At 56.6% G+C, this 18,060-nt stretch carries 19 protein-coding genes; 9 read left to right on the top strand and 10 right to left on the bottom strand.

Annotation, left to right across the window (positions count from 1 at the left end; translation table 11 throughout):
- The first annotated feature begins 30 nt into the window (after window positions 1–30).
- On the top strand, window positions 31–234 hold the full coding sequence (gene rpoZ, locus NIZ92_RS10635) for a DNA-directed RNA polymerase subunit omega (RefSeq protein WP_003799665.1): 204 nt from the start codon (window positions 31–33) through the stop codon (window positions 232–234).
- 21 nt (window positions 235–255) lie between these two features.
- Window positions 256–2,535, top strand: coding sequence for a bifunctional (p)ppGpp synthetase/guanosine-3',5'-bis(diphosphate) 3'-pyrophosphohydrolase (locus NIZ92_RS10640; protein WP_009457108.1), 2,280 nt, complete (start codon window positions 256–258; stop codon window positions 2,533–2,535).
- Window positions 2,536–2,625: 90 nt separating this feature from the next.
- On the opposite strand, the gene NIZ92_RS10645 is transcribed toward NIZ92_RS10640, so the two are convergent.
- Together NIZ92_RS10645 and NIZ92_RS10650 are read right to left on the bottom strand one after the other, a co-directional pair.
- Complete coding sequence (locus NIZ92_RS10645; RefSeq protein WP_254001897.1) at window positions 2,626–3,579, bottom strand: LysR substrate-binding domain-containing protein; 954 nt, start codon at window positions 3,577–3,579, stop codon at window positions 2,626–2,628.
- 4 nt (window positions 3,580–3,583) lie between these two features.
- A complete protein-coding gene (locus NIZ92_RS10650; RefSeq protein ID WP_254001898.1) occupies window positions 3,584–4,591 on the bottom strand; it encodes a LysR family transcriptional regulator in 1,008 nt (335 codons plus the stop codon).
- A gap of 39 nt (window positions 4,592–4,630) precedes the next feature.
- Between NIZ92_RS10650 and NIZ92_RS10655 the strand changes: the two genes are divergently transcribed.
- Genes NIZ92_RS10655 through NIZ92_RS10665 form a run of 3 tightly spaced genes read left to right on the top strand, consistent with a single transcriptional unit; the run spans window position 4,631 to window position 6,917 of the window.
- The gene (locus tag NIZ92_RS10655) at window positions 4,631–5,527 is read left to right on the top strand and encodes a fumarylacetoacetate hydrolase family protein (protein WP_254001899.1); all 897 of its coding nucleotides are present in this window, start codon (window positions 4,631–4,633) and stop codon (window positions 5,525–5,527) included.
- A gap of 29 nt (window positions 5,528–5,556) precedes the next feature.
- Window positions 5,557–5,904: a RidA family protein gene (locus NIZ92_RS10660; RefSeq protein WP_203145792.1), complete on the top strand. Its 348-nt coding sequence runs from the start codon at window positions 5,557–5,559 to the stop codon at window positions 5,902–5,904.
- Between the two features lie 32 nt (window positions 5,905–5,936).
- The gene (locus tag NIZ92_RS10665) at window positions 5,937–6,917 is read left to right on the top strand and encodes a tripartite tricarboxylate transporter substrate-binding protein (protein WP_060185140.1); all 981 of its coding nucleotides are present in this window, start codon (window positions 5,937–5,939) and stop codon (window positions 6,915–6,917) included.
- Window positions 6,918–7,029: 112 nt separating this feature from the next.
- Here the strand turns inward: NIZ92_RS10665 and NIZ92_RS10670 are convergent, their stop codons facing one another.
- The 4 genes from NIZ92_RS10670 to NIZ92_RS10685 form a co-directional block, all read right to left on the bottom strand.
- Window positions 7,030–7,374, bottom strand: coding sequence for an AzlD domain-containing protein (locus tag NIZ92_RS10670; protein ID WP_009457110.1), 345 nt, complete (start codon window positions 7,372–7,374; stop codon window positions 7,030–7,032).
- A 9-nt stretch (window positions 7,375–7,383) separates the two neighbouring features.
- A complete protein-coding gene (locus NIZ92_RS10675; RefSeq protein ID WP_009457111.1) occupies window positions 7,384–8,067 on the bottom strand; it encodes an AzlC family ABC transporter permease in 684 nt (227 codons plus the stop codon).
- A 21-nt stretch (window positions 8,068–8,088) separates the two neighbouring features.
- Window positions 8,089–8,961, bottom strand: a complete 873-nt coding sequence (locus tag NIZ92_RS10680; RefSeq protein ID WP_254001900.1) for a M23 family metallopeptidase — start codon at window positions 8,959–8,961, stop codon at window positions 8,089–8,091.
- A gap of 70 nt (window positions 8,962–9,031) precedes the next feature.
- Window positions 9,032–10,990 carry a SurA N-terminal domain-containing protein gene (locus NIZ92_RS10685; RefSeq protein WP_254001901.1) on the bottom strand — a complete coding sequence of 653 codons (1,959 nt, stop codon included), beginning with the start codon at window positions 10,988–10,990 and terminating at the stop codon, window positions 9,032–9,034.
- A 170-nt stretch (window positions 10,991–11,160) separates the two neighbouring features.
- On the opposite strand from NIZ92_RS10685, the gene ugpQ reads away from it, so the two are divergent.
- Together ugpQ and NIZ92_RS10695 are read left to right on the top strand one after the other, a co-directional pair.
- Window positions 11,161–11,907: a glycerophosphodiester phosphodiesterase gene (ugpQ, locus tag NIZ92_RS10690; protein ID WP_247966871.1), complete on the top strand. Its 747-nt coding sequence runs from the start codon at window positions 11,161–11,163 to the stop codon at window positions 11,905–11,907.
- 25 nt (window positions 11,908–11,932) lie between these two features.
- Entirely contained in the window at window positions 11,933–12,787 is an 855-nt protein-coding gene (locus NIZ92_RS10695) for a 23S rRNA (adenine(2030)-N(6))-methyltransferase RlmJ (RefSeq protein WP_254001902.1), read from the top strand.
- A gap of 15 nt (window positions 12,788–12,802) precedes the next feature.
- On the opposite strand, the gene NIZ92_RS10700 is transcribed toward NIZ92_RS10695, so the two are convergent.
- Complete coding sequence (locus tag NIZ92_RS10700) at window positions 12,803–13,537, bottom strand: pseudouridine synthase (RefSeq protein WP_009457119.1); 735 nt, start codon at window positions 13,535–13,537, stop codon at window positions 12,803–12,805.
- 36 nt (window positions 13,538–13,573) lie between these two features.
- Between NIZ92_RS10700 and NIZ92_RS10705 the strand changes: the two genes are divergently transcribed.
- Window positions 13,574–14,149, top strand: a complete 576-nt coding sequence (locus NIZ92_RS10705; RefSeq protein ID WP_060185146.1) for a chorismate lyase — start codon at window positions 13,574–13,576, stop codon at window positions 14,147–14,149.
- Window positions 14,150–14,199: 50 nt separating this feature from the next.
- Complete coding sequence (locus NIZ92_RS10710) at window positions 14,200–15,408, top strand: MFS transporter (RefSeq protein WP_035271794.1); 1,209 nt, start codon at window positions 14,200–14,202, stop codon at window positions 15,406–15,408.
- An 89-nt stretch (window positions 15,409–15,497) separates the two neighbouring features.
- Here the strand turns inward: NIZ92_RS10710 and NIZ92_RS10715 are convergent, their stop codons facing one another.
- The 3 genes from NIZ92_RS10715 to NIZ92_RS10725 are packed head-to-tail and all read right to left on the bottom strand — an operon-like array spanning window position 15,498 to window position 18,058.
- Window positions 15,498–16,340 (bottom strand): aldo/keto reductase, encoded by an 843-nt coding sequence (locus NIZ92_RS10715; RefSeq protein ID WP_254001903.1) that lies wholly within the window; start codon window positions 16,338–16,340, stop codon window positions 15,498–15,500.
- A gap of 49 nt (window positions 16,341–16,389) precedes the next feature.
- A complete protein-coding gene (locus tag NIZ92_RS10720) occupies window positions 16,390–16,728 on the bottom strand; it encodes a P-II family nitrogen regulator (RefSeq protein WP_003799650.1) in 339 nt (112 codons plus the stop codon).
- 19 nt (window positions 16,729–16,747) lie between these two features.
- Window positions 16,748–18,058: a mechanosensitive ion channel family protein gene (locus NIZ92_RS10725; RefSeq protein WP_060185150.1), complete on the bottom strand. Its 1,311-nt coding sequence runs from the start codon at window positions 18,056–18,058 to the stop codon at window positions 16,748–16,750.
- Window positions 18,059–18,060: the final 2 nt, after the last annotated feature.

The raw sequence follows: 18,060 nt of genomic DNA on the forward strand, positions 1-18,060 counted from the left end.
TTCTTATTACTTTTTGATAACAGGTCTACTATGGCTCGCATCACTATCGAGGACTGCCTGGAGCAAGTCCCCAATCGCTTTAAGCTCACCTTGGCAGCCGCCTACCGTGCGCGCGAACTGGCTCAAGGCCACGAACCACGCCTGGAAAGCAAGAACAAGCCTACGGTTACCGCCCTGCGAGAAATCGCCTCCGGCGCGACCGGTCTGGAAATGCTGCGCAAAGTTCCTACCTGATAGGCACAGGCGGAGCACGGTATGGCATTTTCTGGTTTACGGGGCGCATCGTCTGGGCTGTTGGCCGTCCTTAAAAAAGGTTCACGGCTAGGTCGTCGCAAGCCTAAAGACAAGAACACCCCGGCACTGGCACAAGCTGCCCAGGAAAGTGCCAGTCCTCCTATTGCCTCACTGGCTCCGCTACACAAGATCATCTCGCAGTACCTGGACCCGAAAGATGTGGAACGGGTACGGGAGGCCTATCGTTTCTCCGATCAGGCCCATCTGGGGCAGTTTCGCGCCAGTGGCGAACCCTATATCTCGCACCCCATTGCCGTCACGGAAATCTGTGCGGGCTGGAAGCTGGATACCGATGCCTTGATGTCGGCCCTGCTGCATGACGTGATCGAAGATCAGGACGTCACCAAGCAGGAACTGGCTGAAAAGTTCGGGACCGATGTGGCCGAGATTGTGGACGGCCTGTCCAAGCTGGAACGCCTGGAGTTTGCTACCAAGACACAGCAACAGGCCGACAGCTTCCGCAAGATGCTGCTGGCCATGTCGCGTGACGTGCGCGTGATTCTGATCAAGCTGGCCGACCGCTTGCACAATATGCGCACCCTGGATGCGGTCAAGCCGGAAAAACGCCGCCGCGTCGCCCAGGAAACGCTGGATATTTACGCTCCGATCGCGCATCGCCTGGGCCTGAACGCCCTGTTCCGCGAGCTGCAGGATCGCTGCTTCAAGGCGATCTACCCCAATCGCTACAAGGTGCTGCACAAGGCCTTGCTGGCAGCGCGTGGCAATCGCCGTGAAGTGCTGGGCAAGATCACCGAAGCCGTCAAGATCGCCCTGCCTGCTGCCGGAATTGATGCCGAAATTTCCGGCCGTGAGAAGTCGCTCTACAGTATTTTCTGCAAGATGGTCGAGCAGAAGAAGTCCTTTTCGGACGTGCTGGATATTTACGGCTTTCGCGTCATCGTGCATACCCTGCCCGAGTGCTATTTGTCCTTGGGTACGCTGCACCAACTGTATCGCCCCGTACCGGGCAAATTCAAGGACTACATTGCCATCCCCAAAGTGAATGGCTACCAGTCCCTGCACACTACCTTGATTGGCCCCTACGGCACCCCTGTCGAGTTCCAGTTCCGCACCCGCGAAATGGACCACGTGGCAGAAGAAGGCGTGGCCTCTCATTGGCTGTACAAAGAAGACGACGTCACCCTGAACGATCTGCAAAAGCGCACACACCGCTGGCTGCAATCCTTGCTGGATATCCAAAGTCAGACAGGCGACTCCACAGAATTCCTGGAACACGTCAAAGTTGACCTGTTCCCCGATGCCGTTTACGTCCATACGCCCAAAGGCAAGATTATTTCCCTGCCTCGTGGTGCGACTCCGGTGGACTTTGCCTACAGCATCCATACCGATATCGGCAATCACGCTGTTGCTTCCAAAATCAATGGCGAGTTTGCCCCACTGCGCACCGAGCTGAAAAGCGGTGACTCGGTAGAGATCATTACCTCCCCCGCCGCTCGCCCAAGCGCTCAGTGGCTGAACTACGTCCGTTCGGGCCGCGCCCGTTCGGAAATCCGCCATTACCTGCGCACGGTTAAATACGAAGAATCCGTGGCTTTTGGCCGCCGTCTGCTGGATCAAGCCTTTGACCAGCTAAGCCTGCCACATGCCACCGACGACGATCCCAACTGGGACAAACTGGCCAAGGGTTCGGGCGCCGCATCCCGTGAAGAAATTCTGGCCGATATTGGCTTGGGCAAACGTTTGGCCGCCGTCGTGGCGCGCCGCTTTGCTCCAGAAAACCCCTTGCTGGAAACCACTGCGGCCGAGTTTGACGAAATTAACGCCAACACTTCTGCACCGATTCTGATTCACGGTAACGAAGGTCAGGCTGTACAGCTGGCACCGTGCTGTGGCCCCCTGCCTGGTGACGCCATTATTGGCGGCATCCGTCTGGGTCACGGTTTGGTTGTTCATATGGCTGAGTGTGCGGTGGCACAACGCGCCCAGGCCAAAGAGCCTGAGCGTTGGGTTCCTGTCATGTGGGACAGCAATACCGCCCGCCACCTGTCCACCCGTCTGGATGTCACTGCGATCAACGAGCGTGGTGTTCTTGGCCGTCTGGCTGCTGAAATTACCGATGCTGACTCCAACATCCTGCATATTTCCATGCCGGACGAATCGGCTGCGACCTCCGTGTTGCACCTGACCGTTCAGGTTGATAGCCGTACCCACCTGGCACGCGTGATTCGCGCCATCCGTCACGTACCGCAAGTTCAGAAGATTGTGCGTGTGAAGGGCTAAACCCGCTTGCAAACCAGCTTTCAGCCGTACAAAAAACGCCTGCTCAATAGCAGGCGTTTTTTATGGTTCAAATACGATCAAAGCCCGCTACTAGGCCAGGGTCTCGCGCACATGTTGTTCCAAGGCCCGAATAAAAATATCCACTGGCTCATGCGCATAGTCGTCCTGCGGCAAGAATAGAGAGACGGACGGCAATGCAATTCCGTCGAAAGGCAAAGGGACTACTCGCACGACGCCCTGTTCGCTGAATTGTCGGGCTGAAATAGAACCCAGCAAAACCAATGCCTGGTTCTCGCGTAGCACCGCCAGGTTCGCCAAGGTCAAGGTCGACTCCAGCAGACAGCGAGGCTCCTGAAAGCCCTGACGGGCCAACCAGAAAGCCAAAGTACGACGCAAAGGAGCACCTTGAGGGGGCAGGACCCATTCATAGCTCAGGACATCTTCCCAATCCACCGTTGATTTGGAAAAAATAGGGTGCTGCGGCTCGGCCACCATCACAATAGATTCGTTATACAAATGCAGAGTGTCAAAGTCTTCCAGGTCCTGGCTATCCAGCACCCGACCCAAGACACAATCCAGGCGCCCGTCCCGCAAACGCTCCAATAAACTGGCGCTGCTACCCTCCTCGATACGCAAAACCACATCCTGAGCAGCCGCCCGCATGGCGGCCAAAGCTCCCGGAATCACCGCCCCGCAGGCTGGCGACACCCCCACACGAACCCGTCCCTTTGCACCTTGCTGGGCGACCTGAACCTCTTCGCCCAAACCATCAACTAGCCCCAGAAAGCGCTGAGCACGCAGCACCAAGGCCGCACCGGCTGCAGTGGGTAGTACCCCACGATTACTGCGTTCATACAAAGTGGCACCGACCAAGGACTCGGCCTCCAGCAAAAGTTTGCTGGCCGCCGGCTGGCTCATGCCCATCATTTCTGCCGCATGCTTCAGGCTGCCATGCTCACCCAATGCTGCCAGCAACTCCAGATGTCGCAAACGAATACGACGCGACAAGGGAGGAAGTTGGGGGGAAATACCTGTATCCACCATATCTTTACTCTCCGTAAGCAGCTTCTCTGCTCCCCAGAAACTGAGCAAATTGAACCAAGGTTTGGTGCAGCGCCGGGTCACCCCGAACATGAGGGCCCGGGAGCAAGAATGCAGGGGCATCAATGCCTGAGTCACCCGCTAGTTCAATCGGCCTCACCACTCCAGCCTGCTGCATAAAAGACGCCTGAGCCGCTGGCAAGCAGGCCACGGCATCTGATTGGGCCACTACTGTACTCAGACCGTGCCCGGCGGGGATCTTCCAAATGCGCGCAGGCGCTTCCATGCCGACCTTGGCCGTCCAGTCCTGGAACGCCCGGTGCCAAGAAACCGCTAACGTTGGCAAAATCCAATCCAAAGCCTGTACATCCTTGGGACTCAAAGACTTACCCGCCTTCAACAAGGGATGATGCGTTCTTAAAACAGGCACCACGCGACTGCTGATCCGTAACTGTCCAGTCCATTCATCATTCATAGGCTCGTCCAGCAAAACAGCATCGAGGTCCGCCTGAAGCAAAAGCGGCAACACCTGTTCAAACTCCAGATCCAGCAAACGCAGCTTCAAGGATTGGGACTGACGCCAGCGCACAAAGGCATTGCCAAGCGCCATGCCGTGTAAATCCGATATATAGCCAATCTTGAGAACAGGGGCTTGTTTCTCGTGATGCCCAGCACCCCGATCAAGTACATCCAGCAAATGCCCCACACGTCGTAAAACCAATTTGCCTAGTGCTGTTGGCTCGATGCCTTGCCGACTGCGTGTAAACAAAGTCGCAGCCATCTGCGCCTCGATCTCGGCCAAGGCCTTACTGACTGCAGATTGGGTCAAGGACAAATCGCGCGCAGCACTATGGATACTGGAATTCCGCCCTAAGGCGGCCAAAACCAAGAGCTGACGCGGTTCAAGCCGCTTCATCAGACAGGGAAAAACACAAAGAAAAATTCGTTTCTGGTATTCATCATAGTTATAACAAGACGTGAATTTTTCATTAACTGGGAATGGATGGCCGAGCATACCATGAACTTCATGTTCAACAGTTACCCGGATTTATCTATGTTTTCCCTTAAAACCCTGCTGATCGACCAAGCCCCTGTGGCCTGTTTATCGATAGACGGAAAGGACTACTCCATTACCGCCTTGTGCCAGCGTGTGAACTCCCCTGCCTTGCCTGACAGCGTGCTTGATCTGCTGACACAGTGGGAGACGAATCTGCCCAAACTAAAGAACTTGGCTGAGCAAGCGACAGCTCATACGGACCTGATTCTGAGCGAAGCAAACGCCACCCTGCCGCCCGTGCTGTATCCCGGCAAGATTCTATGTGCCGGTGCCAACTACTACGACCATCTGCAAGAAATGGGTGTGCCCGCAGAGAAAAAAGACCAGCGCCTGTTCTTCTTTTTCAAGCCCGCACGCCAGGCTGCCATTGGCGACGGCCAGTGCGCCGCCATCCCCAAGAACTGCCAAAAATACGATTGGGAAATTGAACTGGCCATGGTGATCGGCAAAACCGCCAAGGACCTGACACTGGAAAATGCGATGGAGCACGTGGCGGGCTACACCATTGCCATTGACCTCTCGGCCCGGGACTTTGCCCGCGCCCCCGAGCAGTTCTACAAATTTGACTGGGTCGCCGCCAAAGCCAATGACGCCAGTTGCCCCATCGGCCCTGCCCTGATACCCGCCTGCTTTGTCAGCGACCCGCAAGATCTGGATCTGAAGCTGGAACTGAACGGCCAGATCAAACAGGAGGCCAACACCTCCGGCATGATTTTTGACCTGCGCGAGCAACTGGTGCGCCTGACAGAAATCATGACGCTGGAACCTGGCGACATCGTCCTGACAGGAACCCCAGCGGGTGTCGGTGCAGCACGAGGCGAGTTCCTGGCCCCCGGCGACCAACTGCACGCTCACATCAGCGGTCTGGGCACCCTGAACACCACGATTGCCTAATCCTTTCTTTTAATCATCAGGAGATCAACATGAGCATTGAACGCTTTCACCAAAACAAGAACATGAGCAAGTACGTCATTCACGACAAAATTGTGTATATGTCGGGGCAAGTCGCCATGGACCCATCCGGCTCGTTTGAAGAACAGCTGCAGCAGATTCTGAGTCAGATTGACGAGCAATTTCAGGAAATCGGCATAGACCGCAGTCACATTCTGCGTGCCATGATCTGGATCGACGACTACAAGAAATGGCCCTTATTGAACGAGATCTGGAATGCCTGGATTCCCGCGGAGAAAAAACCAGCCCGTTCCTGCGTTGAATCCAAACTCGCCTTTCCACAATACCAAGTCGAAGTTGAAATAACCGCCGCACTCTGATTTCAAGGCAGAGCGCGACATCGGGAGACATTATGAAAAAAATCAAAATAAATGTGGGCGCAGCAATCATTACTTCCTTTCTCTGCGCTGGGGGCGTGGGGACGGCTCAGGCTGACTCGGCGGCAAGCGCCAGGATTCTGGTTGGCTTTCCAGCTGGGGGAAATGTGGATCTGGTCGCAAGACTGATTGCCCCTGATCTGTCCAAAGCATTGGGACGGCCGGTGATCGTGGACAATCGACCGGGAGCCTCCGGGCGACTGGCAATCAATTTGGCCACCACCTCGGCACCTGATGGCTCAACCTTTATTTTGACTCCCGGAGTGGCGCTCACCCTCTATCCGCATACCTTCACCGAGCTACGCTACGAGCCCTTCAAGGATCTGGCTCCTGTCAGCAATGCGGTGAACTGGAACCTGGGGCTGGCTGTGCCCAGCAGTTCGGGCATCAAGAACTTTGCGGACTATGTGCAAAGCATCAAAGCCGACCCGAATCAAACCTTTTTTGCCAGTTCCTCTACCGGCAGCGGTCAGCATCTGGCCGGACTGTACTTGGGACAGACTCTGGGCGTAGCACTGGAACATGTAGGCTACAAAGGAGCCAGCGAAGCCATCGTGGCTCTGGTTGGCGCACAAGTCCCGGCAGCGGTACTGAATATTGGAGAGCTGATCCAGCAATCTGAAGCAGGCAAGATCAAGGTACTGGCGCTATTTGACAGCAAGCGGGACCCCTTGTTGCCGGACACCCCTTCCATTGCCGAGCTGGGTTATCCGCAATTGGAGATCAATGGCTGGCTGGCCTTCTATGCGCCTGCAGGCACCCAGCCTGAGCTTGTACAAGCAGCACAAGCGTCCATTGCCACGACCTTGAACAATGCCGCGGTAAAAGAAAAGTTGCGTTTGGCGGGCATGCAAAGTGCCAGCAGCACCCCCGAGGAGCTGGACGCCAAAGGCAAGAAAGAGTTCGAGCATTGGCAGACAGTCATCCAAAGCCTGCCAAACTTCAGCAAGTTTTAAACAGGAATCAAACCGCCCTTGAAAAGGCCCAGGCAGGCAGCGGCAAGCTCAGCAATCCACTTCCGACCTGCCTTCAGCCTGCAACCTGCTTCAAGGGCAAAATAAGGCCTAGCTAAACGCCAACGTAAGCCACGCACAGGCCGTAGGCCAGCACGCCAGTCAGTGTTGAACCCGCAATGCCACCTGGCCAGCGCCGGCCCAGCAGCACCCCTGCCAGACCTGCCAGCAAAGGCGGCAAGTCCAGGGACATATGTTCAGGGCGCAGCAAGGAGATCAGGGACACAACCAGCAAGGACACCACACCTGCCGGGCCAATGGCCCCAAACAGGCGTGGCCAGATCGAAACGCGGCTGGGGTCCACCTTGCCTTGTCGTCCACCCAGACGCAAGGGCAAGTAACGAATCAAAAATGTGCCCAGACCCGCCAGCACAATCATGAGCAGAAAACTCCAATCCATCTCCACTCCTTAAGCGCGGCGCAGGGCCATCAAACCACCGGCCAGCATGCCGACAATAATCGCCAGATATGATGGCAAGAAAGCCATGGCCAGAACAGCCCCTACAGCGGCAGCCACCAACACCGGCAAAGGTGCAGATCGGCGGATTTCCAGCAACAGGGCAAAGAACAAGGCGGGCAAGACAAAACCCAGCGTCTTTTCCAGCACGGGAGATTGACCCAGCAAATCGCTGGCGAAAAAGGCCCCCACGGCGGTGCCCAGCACCCAGGACAGGTAAGAGCCCAGTTGCAAGCCGCAGTACCAGGACTCCTGCTCCTGGGCCGGTTGGCGGGCTACTCCGGCTGCAGAAGCGGCAAAGACCTCATCGGTCAGGCCAGGAGCCATGAACAGACTGGAGACAGTTCTTGGGCCGGTAAAAAAGCCCATCAAGGTTGGGCCATAGAACACATGGCGCAGGTTCATGAGCAGCACAATACCCAAAATGCTGGGATAGGCGGCGCCTGCCACCAGCAGACTGATCAAAATGAACTGACTGGCCCCCGCGTACACGATCAGGGACACCATCACTGCCAGCCAGGGTGACAAGCCCGCGTGCACAGCGGTCAAACCAAAGGAAATCGCGACGGGGACATAGCCCAGGGCGATAGAGGCGCTGTCTCGCAAGCCCCGTCGATATGCCGAACCGATAATCATGAAAAACCTTGCAGGGCCTGCCTAGGCCTGGAATGCACCAATAAAGATGGCGGGGTCCACCCGTGCGTTATTCAGACTGACATTCCAGTGCAAATGAGGGCCAGTCGCACGGCCCGTTGCGCCGGAACGCGCCACCACATCGCCCCTGCTGACACGATCACCCACGCGCACATCAAAAGCCGACAAGTGACAGAACATGGTGATCAGGCCCTGACCATGATCCACAAATACGGTTTTACCGTTAAAGAAGTAATCCGCCACGATGGTGACAATCCCGTCAGCAGGCACTTTGACCGCCGTGCCGGTAGGTGCGGCGAAATCCAGACCCGAATGCGGGTTACGCTCTTCACCATTGAAAAAACGGCGCAAACCAAACGGACTGGTCAGGCGACCCGGTACCGGCTTTTCAAAGACCACATTGCTGGGGCCTTCTGTGCGGAAGCTGGCATATGCCTGCATCTGCTCCTCGTATTCGCGCTCAAAACGGGCTTGCTGTTGCGGGTCCGGATTCACATGCGACTTGTTTTTCAGGGTGATGCGCTGCTCGCGGTAACGCTTGCTGCCAACCTGAAACGCCACGCCCGACTGTCCTTGCACGGATATGCTGTGCTGGCCTGCTTGGGTTTTCAAGTCCAGTCCGACTATCGCTTTCCAACGCTGATCAGCATCCTGAATCACCAGCACACGGTTGCCATTGAAGTGCACCACCGGCGCTGAGCCACCCGCTCCCAGGTCCAGCACTGCCACCCCGCCTGGCACAGGGCGATGCAAGGTGCGCTCGATAAAGGTGCCCTGCCTAGGCGCAGCATAGGCCAAGTACGGTGCCGTCAGGCCCCAAACAGTTGCGGCGCCTAAAAGGCGCCGCCGTACCAGGGAAATATCAGTGTGATTCATCAGAATGCTCTTTGAAAAACACCCCTGGAGCCTGCTGGCTCCAGGGTTATAGGCTCTGATTCAAGCCGCTTTATTCATTTTCACCTGTGGAGGTCAACTCTTTTTCTGCTTCTGGCAGAATCTGAACCTTCTCTTCCACACGCATGGCGTGCAGAACGGCTTGAGTCTCCGTGCGGGCCATGGCTTGGGTCAACTGTGCTGTCAGCATGTCCAGCCCAGGGTTGCCGGACTTGCCGGGCTCATGGCTCAGAATCTGCACCACGGTGTAGCCCTGGGGCTGGCGATCACCCACATAGGCAGGCAGCTTGTCCACGGGGTTGGCCAGAACCTTGTTCAGCAAGGCTTCGTCCATCTCGGGGAATTCCGCACGGCTCACGGCAAACTGGGCCGAGAAGTTCTCAGGTTCGGTACCCGCTTGCAACTGCTTCAGGTAGTCCTCACCGGCCTGAACCGCCAAGGCAGCCGCTTTTTCACGGCGCAGGTTTTCCTCAGCGATAGTGCGTACTTTATCCAGTGCAGGCACATGAGCCTCGGTAACGTCGGTTACGCGCAGGGCAATCAAGGTGTCAGGCGACACTTCTACAACGCCTGCATTCTTGCGCGAAGCCAGAGTTTCGGCATTGAACAAGGCTTGGCGAACACGGCTGTCATCCAGCACGGCTGCATCAGGGCTCTTGGCGGCAGCCAGATCACCTTCAACTTGCGAAGCAGGAATCAAACCTTGGCGGCTGATGCCTTCAGCCTGCTTCAGAGTCAGGCCCAAGGCATTGGCGGCGGCTTCCAGATTGTCTTCGTTGTCGTAAACCAGATTAGTCAGCTTGCTGGCCATATCGGCAAAGCGCTCGGAAGCCAGTTGCTTGCGCACTTCGTCCTGCACCTTGCTGCGAGCTTGCTCAAAGGACTCGCCTTGTTCGGGCTGAACTTCGTTACTCTTGAAAATGTGGAAACCGTTGGGGCCTTCAATCACGCCCGACACATCACCTTTTTTCAAGGCAAATACAGCGCTTTCCAGCACGGACGGCCAGGAGCCTTTGCTGATCCAGCCCAGTTCGCCACCTTCACGGGCGCTACCCTCGTCCTGGGAGTTGGCACGGGCCAGGTCGGCAAAGCCTTCTTTATTGGCCTGGGCTTTTTCAGCCAGTTCGCGAGCCTTGGTCTGGGCCGCTTCACGTTCGGTATCGGAGGCACCGGCAGGCAATGTCACCAGAATGTGACTGATGTTCACACGGCCAGCTTGCACGTAACGAGCCTTGTTTTGCTCGTAGTATTGCTTGAGCTGATCGTCGGTAGGTGTCGCCAGATCTTTGGAGGCCGCTGCTTCATTCAGCAGCAGGTATTCCACTTTGACTTGCTGGGGCAGTTCCAGCGATTGCTTGTTGGCGTCATACCAGGCTTGCAGATCAGCATCGCTGATCTGAACCTTGGATTCGAAATCACGGGTCAGGAAGCTGCGTGTGCGTACACCACGCTCTTCGGTCAGGGCGATTTCCAGCTTGTTCATCACGCTGGGCAGCATGGAGGAGCTGGCAGCCACGGGACCGAGCACGCGTTGCAGGGCCATCTGGCCGCGCTGGCTTTGCTCGAAATCACGGGTATTGATGCCAGCCGAAGCCAGAACCTGGCTGTAAAGGGCGGGTGAGAAAGAACCGTTTTCCTGAAATTCCGGCATAGTGGCAATATAGTCGCGCAGCGCAATGTCGGAGACGTTAAAGCGAGCGGCAGTAGCCACTTCAATTTGTACACGCTGATCAATCAAGGATTCCAGCAATGCACGACGGCTTTCCAGGCTGTCAGCCTGGGCCAGATCAAAACCGGAAGGATTGTTGCGCTGCATATCGTCCAGCTGCATGCGGCGCGCACGATCAAATTCCTGGGACGTAATGGCGCTATCGCCAACTTTGACAATATCGCTATCGCCCGAAACGTAGCTGGAGTAGCCGCTGACACCGATCAGTACAAAAGACGGCAGAATCAGCACTAACAGGACCAGCTGCATGACACGTTGGTTCTTACGGATAATCTCGAACATTAATCATCACCTACTTTCGCTTGCAGCAGGGCGCTGCGGGTGGCGCATCAGGCCGGTAAGCCGGCTCGGCCTGAAAATATACCGTATATGAAAACCGTACAGTGTACAGCCCCGGTTAAAATAGTACATTGGCTTTTTATCACGCCTCTTGCGAGTCCGCCATGTCTTCAATGAATCATCACTGGCCCTACCCCGCTTTGATCGCCCACCGTGGCGCCGGCAAGATTGCCCCGGAGAACACCCTGGCCGCCATTCGGGTCGGTGCCCAGAACGGTTTTCGCATGATGGAGTACGACGTCAAACTGAGCCGTGATGCGGTTCCCGTGCTGCTGCACGATGACGAGCTGGACCGTACTTCCAATGGTCAGGGTATTGCTTCCAGGCTAACCTTGGCCGAGCTCTCTGCCCTGGACTTCGGTGCCTGGCATTCCTCGGCCTACGCCGGGGAGCCCATGCCCACATTAAGTTCGATAGCCGCCTTCACCCTGGCCAATCAGGTTCACAGCAATATTGAAATCAAGCCGACTACCGGGGACGAAGCCGAAACGGGCCGACTGGTCGCCCTGGCCGCCCAAGCCTTGTGGGCGCAGGCCAGCTTGCCGCCGCTGCTGTCGTCCTTTTCTGAAGAGGCTCTGGAAGCAGCCCAACAAGCCGCCCCCACCCTGCCCCGTGCCCTGCTGATTGAAGAAGAGGTTCCGGCCGACTGGCCCGATCGTCTGGAGCGTCTGGGCTGCATGGGTCTGAATTTGAATGACCGCTTTGTCACTCAGGCTTTGGTTCAGGCAATTCGACAAAAAGGCTACACCGTGGCTGTCTGGACCGTGAACGATGCCGAGCGGGTGCGCGAACTGCTGGATTGGGGGTGCAATGGCATTTTCACTGATAAAGTCACCACCATTCGCCCCGACACTCTTTAATTAAACCGCAACACCAGGATTTCTCTTGTTCAGTTACCGTCACGCCTTTCATGCTGGCAATCATGCAGACGTGCTCAAGCACGCCACCTTGCTGCATATCTTTAATTACTACGCTCAAAAAGACAGCGCTTTCAGCATCATCGATACCCACTGTGGTGCCGGTATCTATGATCTGGAGCACGACTGGGCGCAAACCAAGGGCGAGTTCTACGACGGCCTGGACCGGGTCTTGCAGCAGGACGACTACCCGGAGCTGGTGGAACACTATATTGATGCCATTGCCGACCTGAACCCGGACGGTACCGCGCGCTACTATCCCGGTTCGCCCTGGCTGGCGCTGGAGCGCTTGCGCATACAGGACAGCTTTCACGGCTTTGAACTGCACCCATCTGAATTCGAAGTCTTGAGCGACAACGTGGCGCAACTATTCCCCCAGGGAAACCGTCGGGTGCGCCTGTATCCGGAAAATGGGTTTGAACAGTTGGGACGCCTGCTACCGCCGCCCTCGCGACGTGCCATCGTGGTAATGGACCCCTCTTACGAGGCCAAGTCCGACTACCAGCAGGTCTTGAACAGTGTCAAAAACGCGCTCAAGCGTTTTGCTCAAGCCTGTATTGTCGTGTGGTATCCCATTGTGCAGCGGCCCGAAGTACAGGCCTTGCAACGCAAGCTGGAGCAACTGGATACGCCGTGGCTGCATGTCAGCCTGTCGGTTCGTGCTCCGGCCAAAAATGGTTTGGGTTTGCATGGCAGTGGCCTGTTCATCAGCAATCCTCCCTGGACGCTGCTCAAAGCTCTGGAACAAAGCATGCCGTGGTTAACAAAAACGCTGGCCCAGGATGACAAGGCCAGCTTTCAACTTCATCACTCGGGGCTGTAAGCCGCCCCTTTGCCTTTAGGCCAGGCTCTCGGATTCTTTCATGTAGCGCCACTGGCCCATAGGCAGGTCGCCCAGCACCAGATCGCCAATACGCACGCGCTTCAGACCCACAACCTTCAGACCGACCAGTTCACACATGCGGCGAATCTGGCGTTTCTTGCCTTCGCGCAAGATGAAACGCAGCTGGTCATCGTTCTGCCAGGACACCTGGGCGGGCAGCAAGGGCTTGCCATCCAGGCTCAAACCAAAGTTCAGCAGTTCCAGGCCACGCTCGCTCAGCTTGCCGGTTACACGCACCAGATATTCCTTGTCGATGACCGAGTCTTCACCAATAATCTGCCGCGCAATACGACCATCCTGAGTCAGAATCAGCAATCCGGTGGAGTCGATATCCAGACGACCAGCCGGCGCCAGACCGCGCAAATGCGCCGGATCAAAGCGCTGGCTGCCGCGACCACCCTTGTACTGCGTGGAAGCGCCGATCAGGGAAACCGCATTGCGATAACCAGCTTCGGCTTGCCCCGACACATAGCCCACGGGCTTGTGCAGCAAGATAGTGGCACGTTGGGTCTGACGCTGACGCGCTTGTTTTTCCAGTGTGATTTTCTGATTGGGGTAGGCTTTGCTCCCCAGTTCAGAGACGATTTGACCGTCCACACGAACCCAGCCGCGCTCGATGAAAGCATCCGCCTCACGGCGTGAACACATGCCGCGCTGGGCCATTAATTTTGAGATACGTTCTTTTTCCATGAGCGCTATTTTATGGCTTTGGCGATAATACAGGACATGAAATTTCCCTCCAGCACAAAAAAACCCTGGCATGAGCACGTTCACCCCTCTGCCACCCCCGCTCAAAAGTACTGGCTACACCGTCCCGGCGCCCTGACTGGCGGTCTGCGCCGCTTGGGCAAGGTCGATCTGGAAGTGGTCAGCGAATACGCTTGCCGCTTGAACCCGCAAGAAGCCGCTTTGATTCAAAAGCCGCCAGGCACGCTGGCCTGGATACGCGAGGTATCCATGGCGGTGGACGGAATCCGCTGCGTGATTGCCCGCAGTTTCACCCCCCTGCCCGCCTCACACAGCGTCTGGCAAGGCATACGGCGGCTGCGCAGCCGTCCGCTGGCCGACATGCTTTATAACGATGCCCAGATACAACGTTCCGCCTTTTTAAGCTGCCGTTTGAATCGCGGCATGAGCTTTTTTCGCACGATTGAGCGCGCCCTGAATCCCTGTGGCGAGCCGGTTCCGCAGGCTCAGCAGATTCTGTCGCGCTGCTCCGTCTTCTGGCGGCACGGTCAACCCCTCCTGGTGGCCGAATCCTTTATGCCAGCCTTCTGGGCACGCGGTGCTACACTGGTTTAGCTCAAATTCAGCATTAACTAATAAAACAAAGTTATATACAGAACCTGACCATGTCCACGCAAGCCGATCCAAGCCGACGCAACGCCTTTATTCTTTCCGGGATGCAAGCATTAGGCGGGGCAAACCCGGCCTTGGTGGTCGCACTCAGCAGTCTGGTGGGCCAAAAAATGGCCAGCAGCCCGGATCTGGCAACCTTGCCGGTAGGCATTTTCAACCTGGGTCTGGCTGTGGGCATTTTGCCAGCGGCCTACCTGATGCGCCGCTTGGGACGCCAGGGTGGCTATATCATCGGTGCCTTGCTGGGCATAGGGGCGGGCCTGCTGGCCGCCGCCGGGATCTACAGCCTGTCCTTTGTCATGTTCTGTGTGGGCACTCTGCTAGCCGGGCTGTATGCCTCTTACGTGCAAAGCTATCGTTTTGCCGCGGCCGATGACGCCAGTGATGCCTTCCGTCCCAAAGCCATTTCCTGGGTCATGGCCGGAGGGCTGCTGGGCGCGATTATCGCCACGCAGACGATTATCCATACACAGGATATCTGGCCGGAGCACCCTTTTGCTGCCGCCTTCCTAGCACAAGCTGCCCTGGCAGCCTTGGTCCTGCCCTTCGCCTTTGGCCTGCGCCTGGCACCGGGCACACGGAATCAGCAAGAGAAAATCCCCTACACCGGACGCCCCTTACGCGAGATTGCCTCCAATAGCTACTTCATCATTGCGCTCCTGGCCGGAGTCGCTTCCTATGTGCTGATGAACTTTCTGATGACGGCTTCGCCCTTGGCCATGGTCATGCACGGCCATAGCCTGAAAGAGTCCACCTTGGGGATTCAGTGGCATATTCTGGCCATGTTCGGCCCCAGCTTCTTTACCGGCAATCTGATCAAGCGCTTTGGCAAGATCCCCGTCACCTTTGCGGGCGTGCTCTTGCTGGGACTGGCCAGCATTGTGGCGCTGCTGGGCATGACGGTGCCGCATTTCTGGGTCAGCCTGATTTTGCTGGGTCTAGGCTGGAACTTCGGGTTTATTGGTGCCACCAATATGGTGGTGGACTGCTACCGCCCGGAAGAGCGGGGCCGTGTGCAGGCTTTGAATGACTTCATCATCTTTACCTGTGTGGCCTTGTCTTCCTTCACCTCGGGCCGCGTGCTGGCCGTGTATGGCTGGTATGGGGTCAATACCTGGACGCTGCCGATCTCGGCCGTAGTCATGCTGGCTTTGGCTTGGTTGTACTTCAAGAATAAGCGTCAGCCCTACTTCGCCAGTTAAACAAAGCGACAGCCGCAAAGCAACGGCCCATGAAAAACGGCCCCCAAGCCTTGGATTTCATCCAGGCTTGGGGGCCGTTCCTCTTGCGTTCAAATCATCGGTAAATAAGCAGGCTTGGGGCCGCGTGGAAACTGAGCGTCCAATGCCTGAATATGCTCGGGCTGCAGCACCAGATCCCCGGCAGCGGCATTTTGCTGGGCATGAACCGCGCGCGAGGCCTTGGGAATCACAAACACATTGGGGTCACGCAGCAAAAAAGCCAAAGCCACTTGCCGCGCAGTAGCCTGATAATGGCTGGCAATCTCGGCCAACAAGGCCCCGCCTTCTGAATTCGGCTCGGGAAAATCATCGTGACCGAAGGGACTGTAAGCCACCACGCTGACTTGATGCTCCTGACACCAGGGCATGACCGCGTGTTCAATCGCGCGCTCGTTCAGGTGATACAAGACCTGATTGCAGGCAATTTCACCCGGCCCCACGATGTCGTACAGCTCTTCCAGATCCGGCACATCAAAATTGCTGACGCCCCATTGCTTGATCTTGCCTTGCTGAACTAGCCTGTCAAAGGCTGCGCAGGTTTCTTCCAAAGGAACCTGACCGGGCCAGTGCAATAAATACAGATCCAGGTAGTCCGTACCCAGACGCTTCAGGCTGGCCTCGCAAGCGCGGATTACACCCTGACGGCTCGCATTGAAGGGCAAGACCTTGGACACCAGAAACGCCTCGTGCCGACGACCTTGCAGGGCCTGACCGATCAAGGTTTCTGCTTGCCCGTCACCATACATCTCGGCGGTGTCGATATGGTTCATGCCAGCGTCCAGCCCGGCCTGAAACGCGGCCACGCTCTGCGCCCAATCGGCCTGCTCCACATACCAACTGCCTTGACCTACACGCGAAACACGTGGTGCCGACCCTAGTTTTTCATATCGCATCAGCTTGTCCTTTCATCCCTACTGTCCAAACCAGCCCAACTGCGCCACCTTACAAGGCGTCGCGACCGCTTTCCGAAGTACGGATACGGATAGCCTGCTCAACCGGCGTCACGAAAATCTTGCCGTCGCCAATCTTGCCCGTATGGGCGGCTTTGATAATGGCTTCGATGATCGCGTCACAGCGATCAGCCGCCACCACGATGTCAACACGAATCTTGGGCAAAAAATCCACCACATACTCGGCACCGCGATACAGCTCGGTGTGGCCCTTTTGACGACCAAAGCCTTTCACTTCAGTCACGGTCAAGCCGTTAACATCCAGCTCTGCCAGGGCTTCGCGAACTTCATCCAGCTTGAAGGGTTTGATGATGGCCGTAATTTGTTTCATGGTTACTCGCACGTCAAATTTAAAGAGGATCTTTGGCAGCGCCCGGCAAGGACGGACGATGACTTTCTGCTGCCAGACTCAAGCCCAGGCTTAAGTCGCGACCGGTAGGCGACTGGAACAGACGCAAGCCAAGCTCAGGCAGCACAGCCAGAATGTGGTCAAAAATATCGCCCTGGATGCGCTCGTGGTCCACCCAGGCGGTTTTATTGGTAAAGCAATACACCTCGATAGGAATACCGTCCGCCGTGGGCTCCATCATGCGCACCATCTGAATCATGTCCTGATGAATTTCAGGGTGACGCTTGATATAAGCCATGCAGTAAGCGCGGAAGGTGCCCAGGTTGGTCAGGCGACGGTAATTGACCGCATCCAGACCGGCACGGCTCAGCTCCTGGTTGGAGCGCTCCAGATCTTCTTTTTTCTCGTTCAGGTAATCGCGCAACAAGGCAAAGCGCGACAGGCTATCGACTTCAGTCGGCGTCAAAAAACGAACGCTGGAGGCATCAACGCTCAACGTGCGCTTGATACGGCGGCCGCCTGACTCAAACATCTGACGCCAGTTGCGATAGCTCTCGGAGAACAGCTTGTAAGTGGGAATGGTGGTGACGGTCTTGTCCCAGTTCTGGACCTTGACCGTGTGCAGCGCCATATCAATGACAAAACCATCCGCCCCGGCCTGCTTCATTTCGATCCAGTCACCGATGCGCAACATATCGTTGGTGCTCATCTGCGTGCTGGCCACCAGCGACAGCAAAGTGTCTTTAAAGACCAGCAAGAGCACCGCCGACAAGGCACCCAGACCGGAGAGCAGCAGAACGGGGGATTGATCCAGAATGATGGAGATCATGACAATAATGCCAATCGCCCACACCGCTATCTTGGCCACTTCCACATAGCCCTTGATGGACTTGGTGCGCCCTTTGCTGGAATTGGCGTAGACCTCTTGCCAGGCCCCCAACAGGCTGACAATCGCCATGATGAGAAAGACCAGAAAGCCCAGCAAGGCCACCCGCTCTATGATTTCCAGCAAAGTCTTGGCCAGAGGCAGCAAGGTCAGATTGGAGCTGACCACCAGCAAGGGCACGGCATAGCCCACGTTGCGCACAAAGCGCTTCTTGACCAGGGCACGCGCCCAATCGTCCTTGCCCGCCACTTTCAGCAAGCGCCGCACCAGGCGTGAGAGTACGGAACTGGTCAACCAGCTGACAATCCAGACCAGCACCGTCAGCATGGCCAAACCGGCCAAAATCTGTACCCAGCGATCCTGCGGTAAATACGCTTCGATCCATTGCCATCCCAACAAATCGGCAAAGGTGCGTTCTTGCTCCATGT

The organism is Alcaligenes sp. 1735tsa3 (genome assembly GCF_024134565.1).
In the GTDB taxonomy this organism is placed as follows: domain Bacteria; phylum Pseudomonadota; class Gammaproteobacteria; order Burkholderiales; family Burkholderiaceae_B; genus Alcaligenes; species Alcaligenes phenolicus.

What these genes read in the sequence shown, in the direction of transcription:
- rpoZ (WP_003799665.1), top strand. Translation starts at nt 31, where the DNA reads ATGGCTCGCATCACTATCGAGGACTGCCTGGAGCAAGTCCCCAATCGC.
- NIZ92_RS10640 (WP_009457108.1), top strand. Translation starts at nt 256, where the DNA reads ATGGCATTTTCTGGTTTACGGGGCGCATCGTCTGGGCTGTTGGCCGTC.
- NIZ92_RS10645 (WP_254001897.1), bottom strand. Translation starts at nt 3,579, where the DNA reads ATGGTGGATACAGGTATTTCCCCCCAACTTCCTCCCTTGTCGCGTCGT.
- NIZ92_RS10650 (WP_254001898.1), bottom strand. Translation starts at nt 4,591, where the DNA reads ATGCTCGGCCATCCATTCCCAGTTAATGAAAAATTCACGTCTTGTTAT.
- NIZ92_RS10655 (WP_254001899.1), top strand. Translation starts at nt 4,631, where the DNA reads ATGTTTTCCCTTAAAACCCTGCTGATCGACCAAGCCCCTGTGGCCTGT.
- NIZ92_RS10660 (WP_203145792.1), top strand. Translation starts at nt 5,557, where the DNA reads ATGAGCATTGAACGCTTTCACCAAAACAAGAACATGAGCAAGTACGTC.
- NIZ92_RS10665 (WP_060185140.1), top strand. Translation starts at nt 5,937, where the DNA reads ATGAAAAAAATCAAAATAAATGTGGGCGCAGCAATCATTACTTCCTTT.
- NIZ92_RS10670 (WP_009457110.1), bottom strand. Translation starts at nt 7,374, where the DNA reads ATGGATTGGAGTTTTCTGCTCATGATTGTGCTGGCGGGTCTGGGCACA.
- NIZ92_RS10675 (WP_009457111.1), bottom strand. Translation starts at nt 8,067, where the DNA reads ATGATTATCGGTTCGGCATATCGACGGGGCTTGCGAGACAGCGCCTCT.
- NIZ92_RS10680 (WP_254001900.1), bottom strand. Translation starts at nt 8,961, where the DNA reads ATGAATCACACTGATATTTCCCTGGTACGGCGGCGCCTTTTAGGCGCC.
- NIZ92_RS10685 (WP_254001901.1), bottom strand. Translation starts at nt 10,990, where the DNA reads ATGTTCGAGATTATCCGTAAGAACCAACGTGTCATGCAGCTGGTCCTG.
- ugpQ (WP_247966871.1), top strand. Translation starts at nt 11,161, where the DNA reads ATGAATCATCACTGGCCCTACCCCGCTTTGATCGCCCACCGTGGCGCC.
- NIZ92_RS10700 (WP_009457119.1), bottom strand. Translation starts at nt 13,537, where the DNA reads ATGGAAAAAGAACGTATCTCAAAATTAATGGCCCAGCGCGGCATGTGT.
- NIZ92_RS10705 (WP_060185146.1), top strand. Translation starts at nt 13,574, where the DNA reads ATGAAATTTCCCTCCAGCACAAAAAAACCCTGGCATGAGCACGTTCAC.
- NIZ92_RS10710 (WP_035271794.1), top strand. Translation starts at nt 14,200, where the DNA reads ATGTCCACGCAAGCCGATCCAAGCCGACGCAACGCCTTTATTCTTTCC.
- NIZ92_RS10715 (WP_254001903.1), bottom strand. Translation starts at nt 16,340, where the DNA reads ATGCGATATGAAAAACTAGGGTCGGCACCACGTGTTTCGCGTGTAGGT.
- NIZ92_RS10720 (WP_003799650.1), bottom strand. Translation starts at nt 16,728, where the DNA reads ATGAAACAAATTACGGCCATCATCAAACCCTTCAAGCTGGATGAAGTT.
- NIZ92_RS10725 (WP_060185150.1), bottom strand. Translation starts at nt 18,058, where the DNA reads ATGGAGCAAGAACGCACCTTTGCCGATTTGTTGGGATGGCAATGGATC.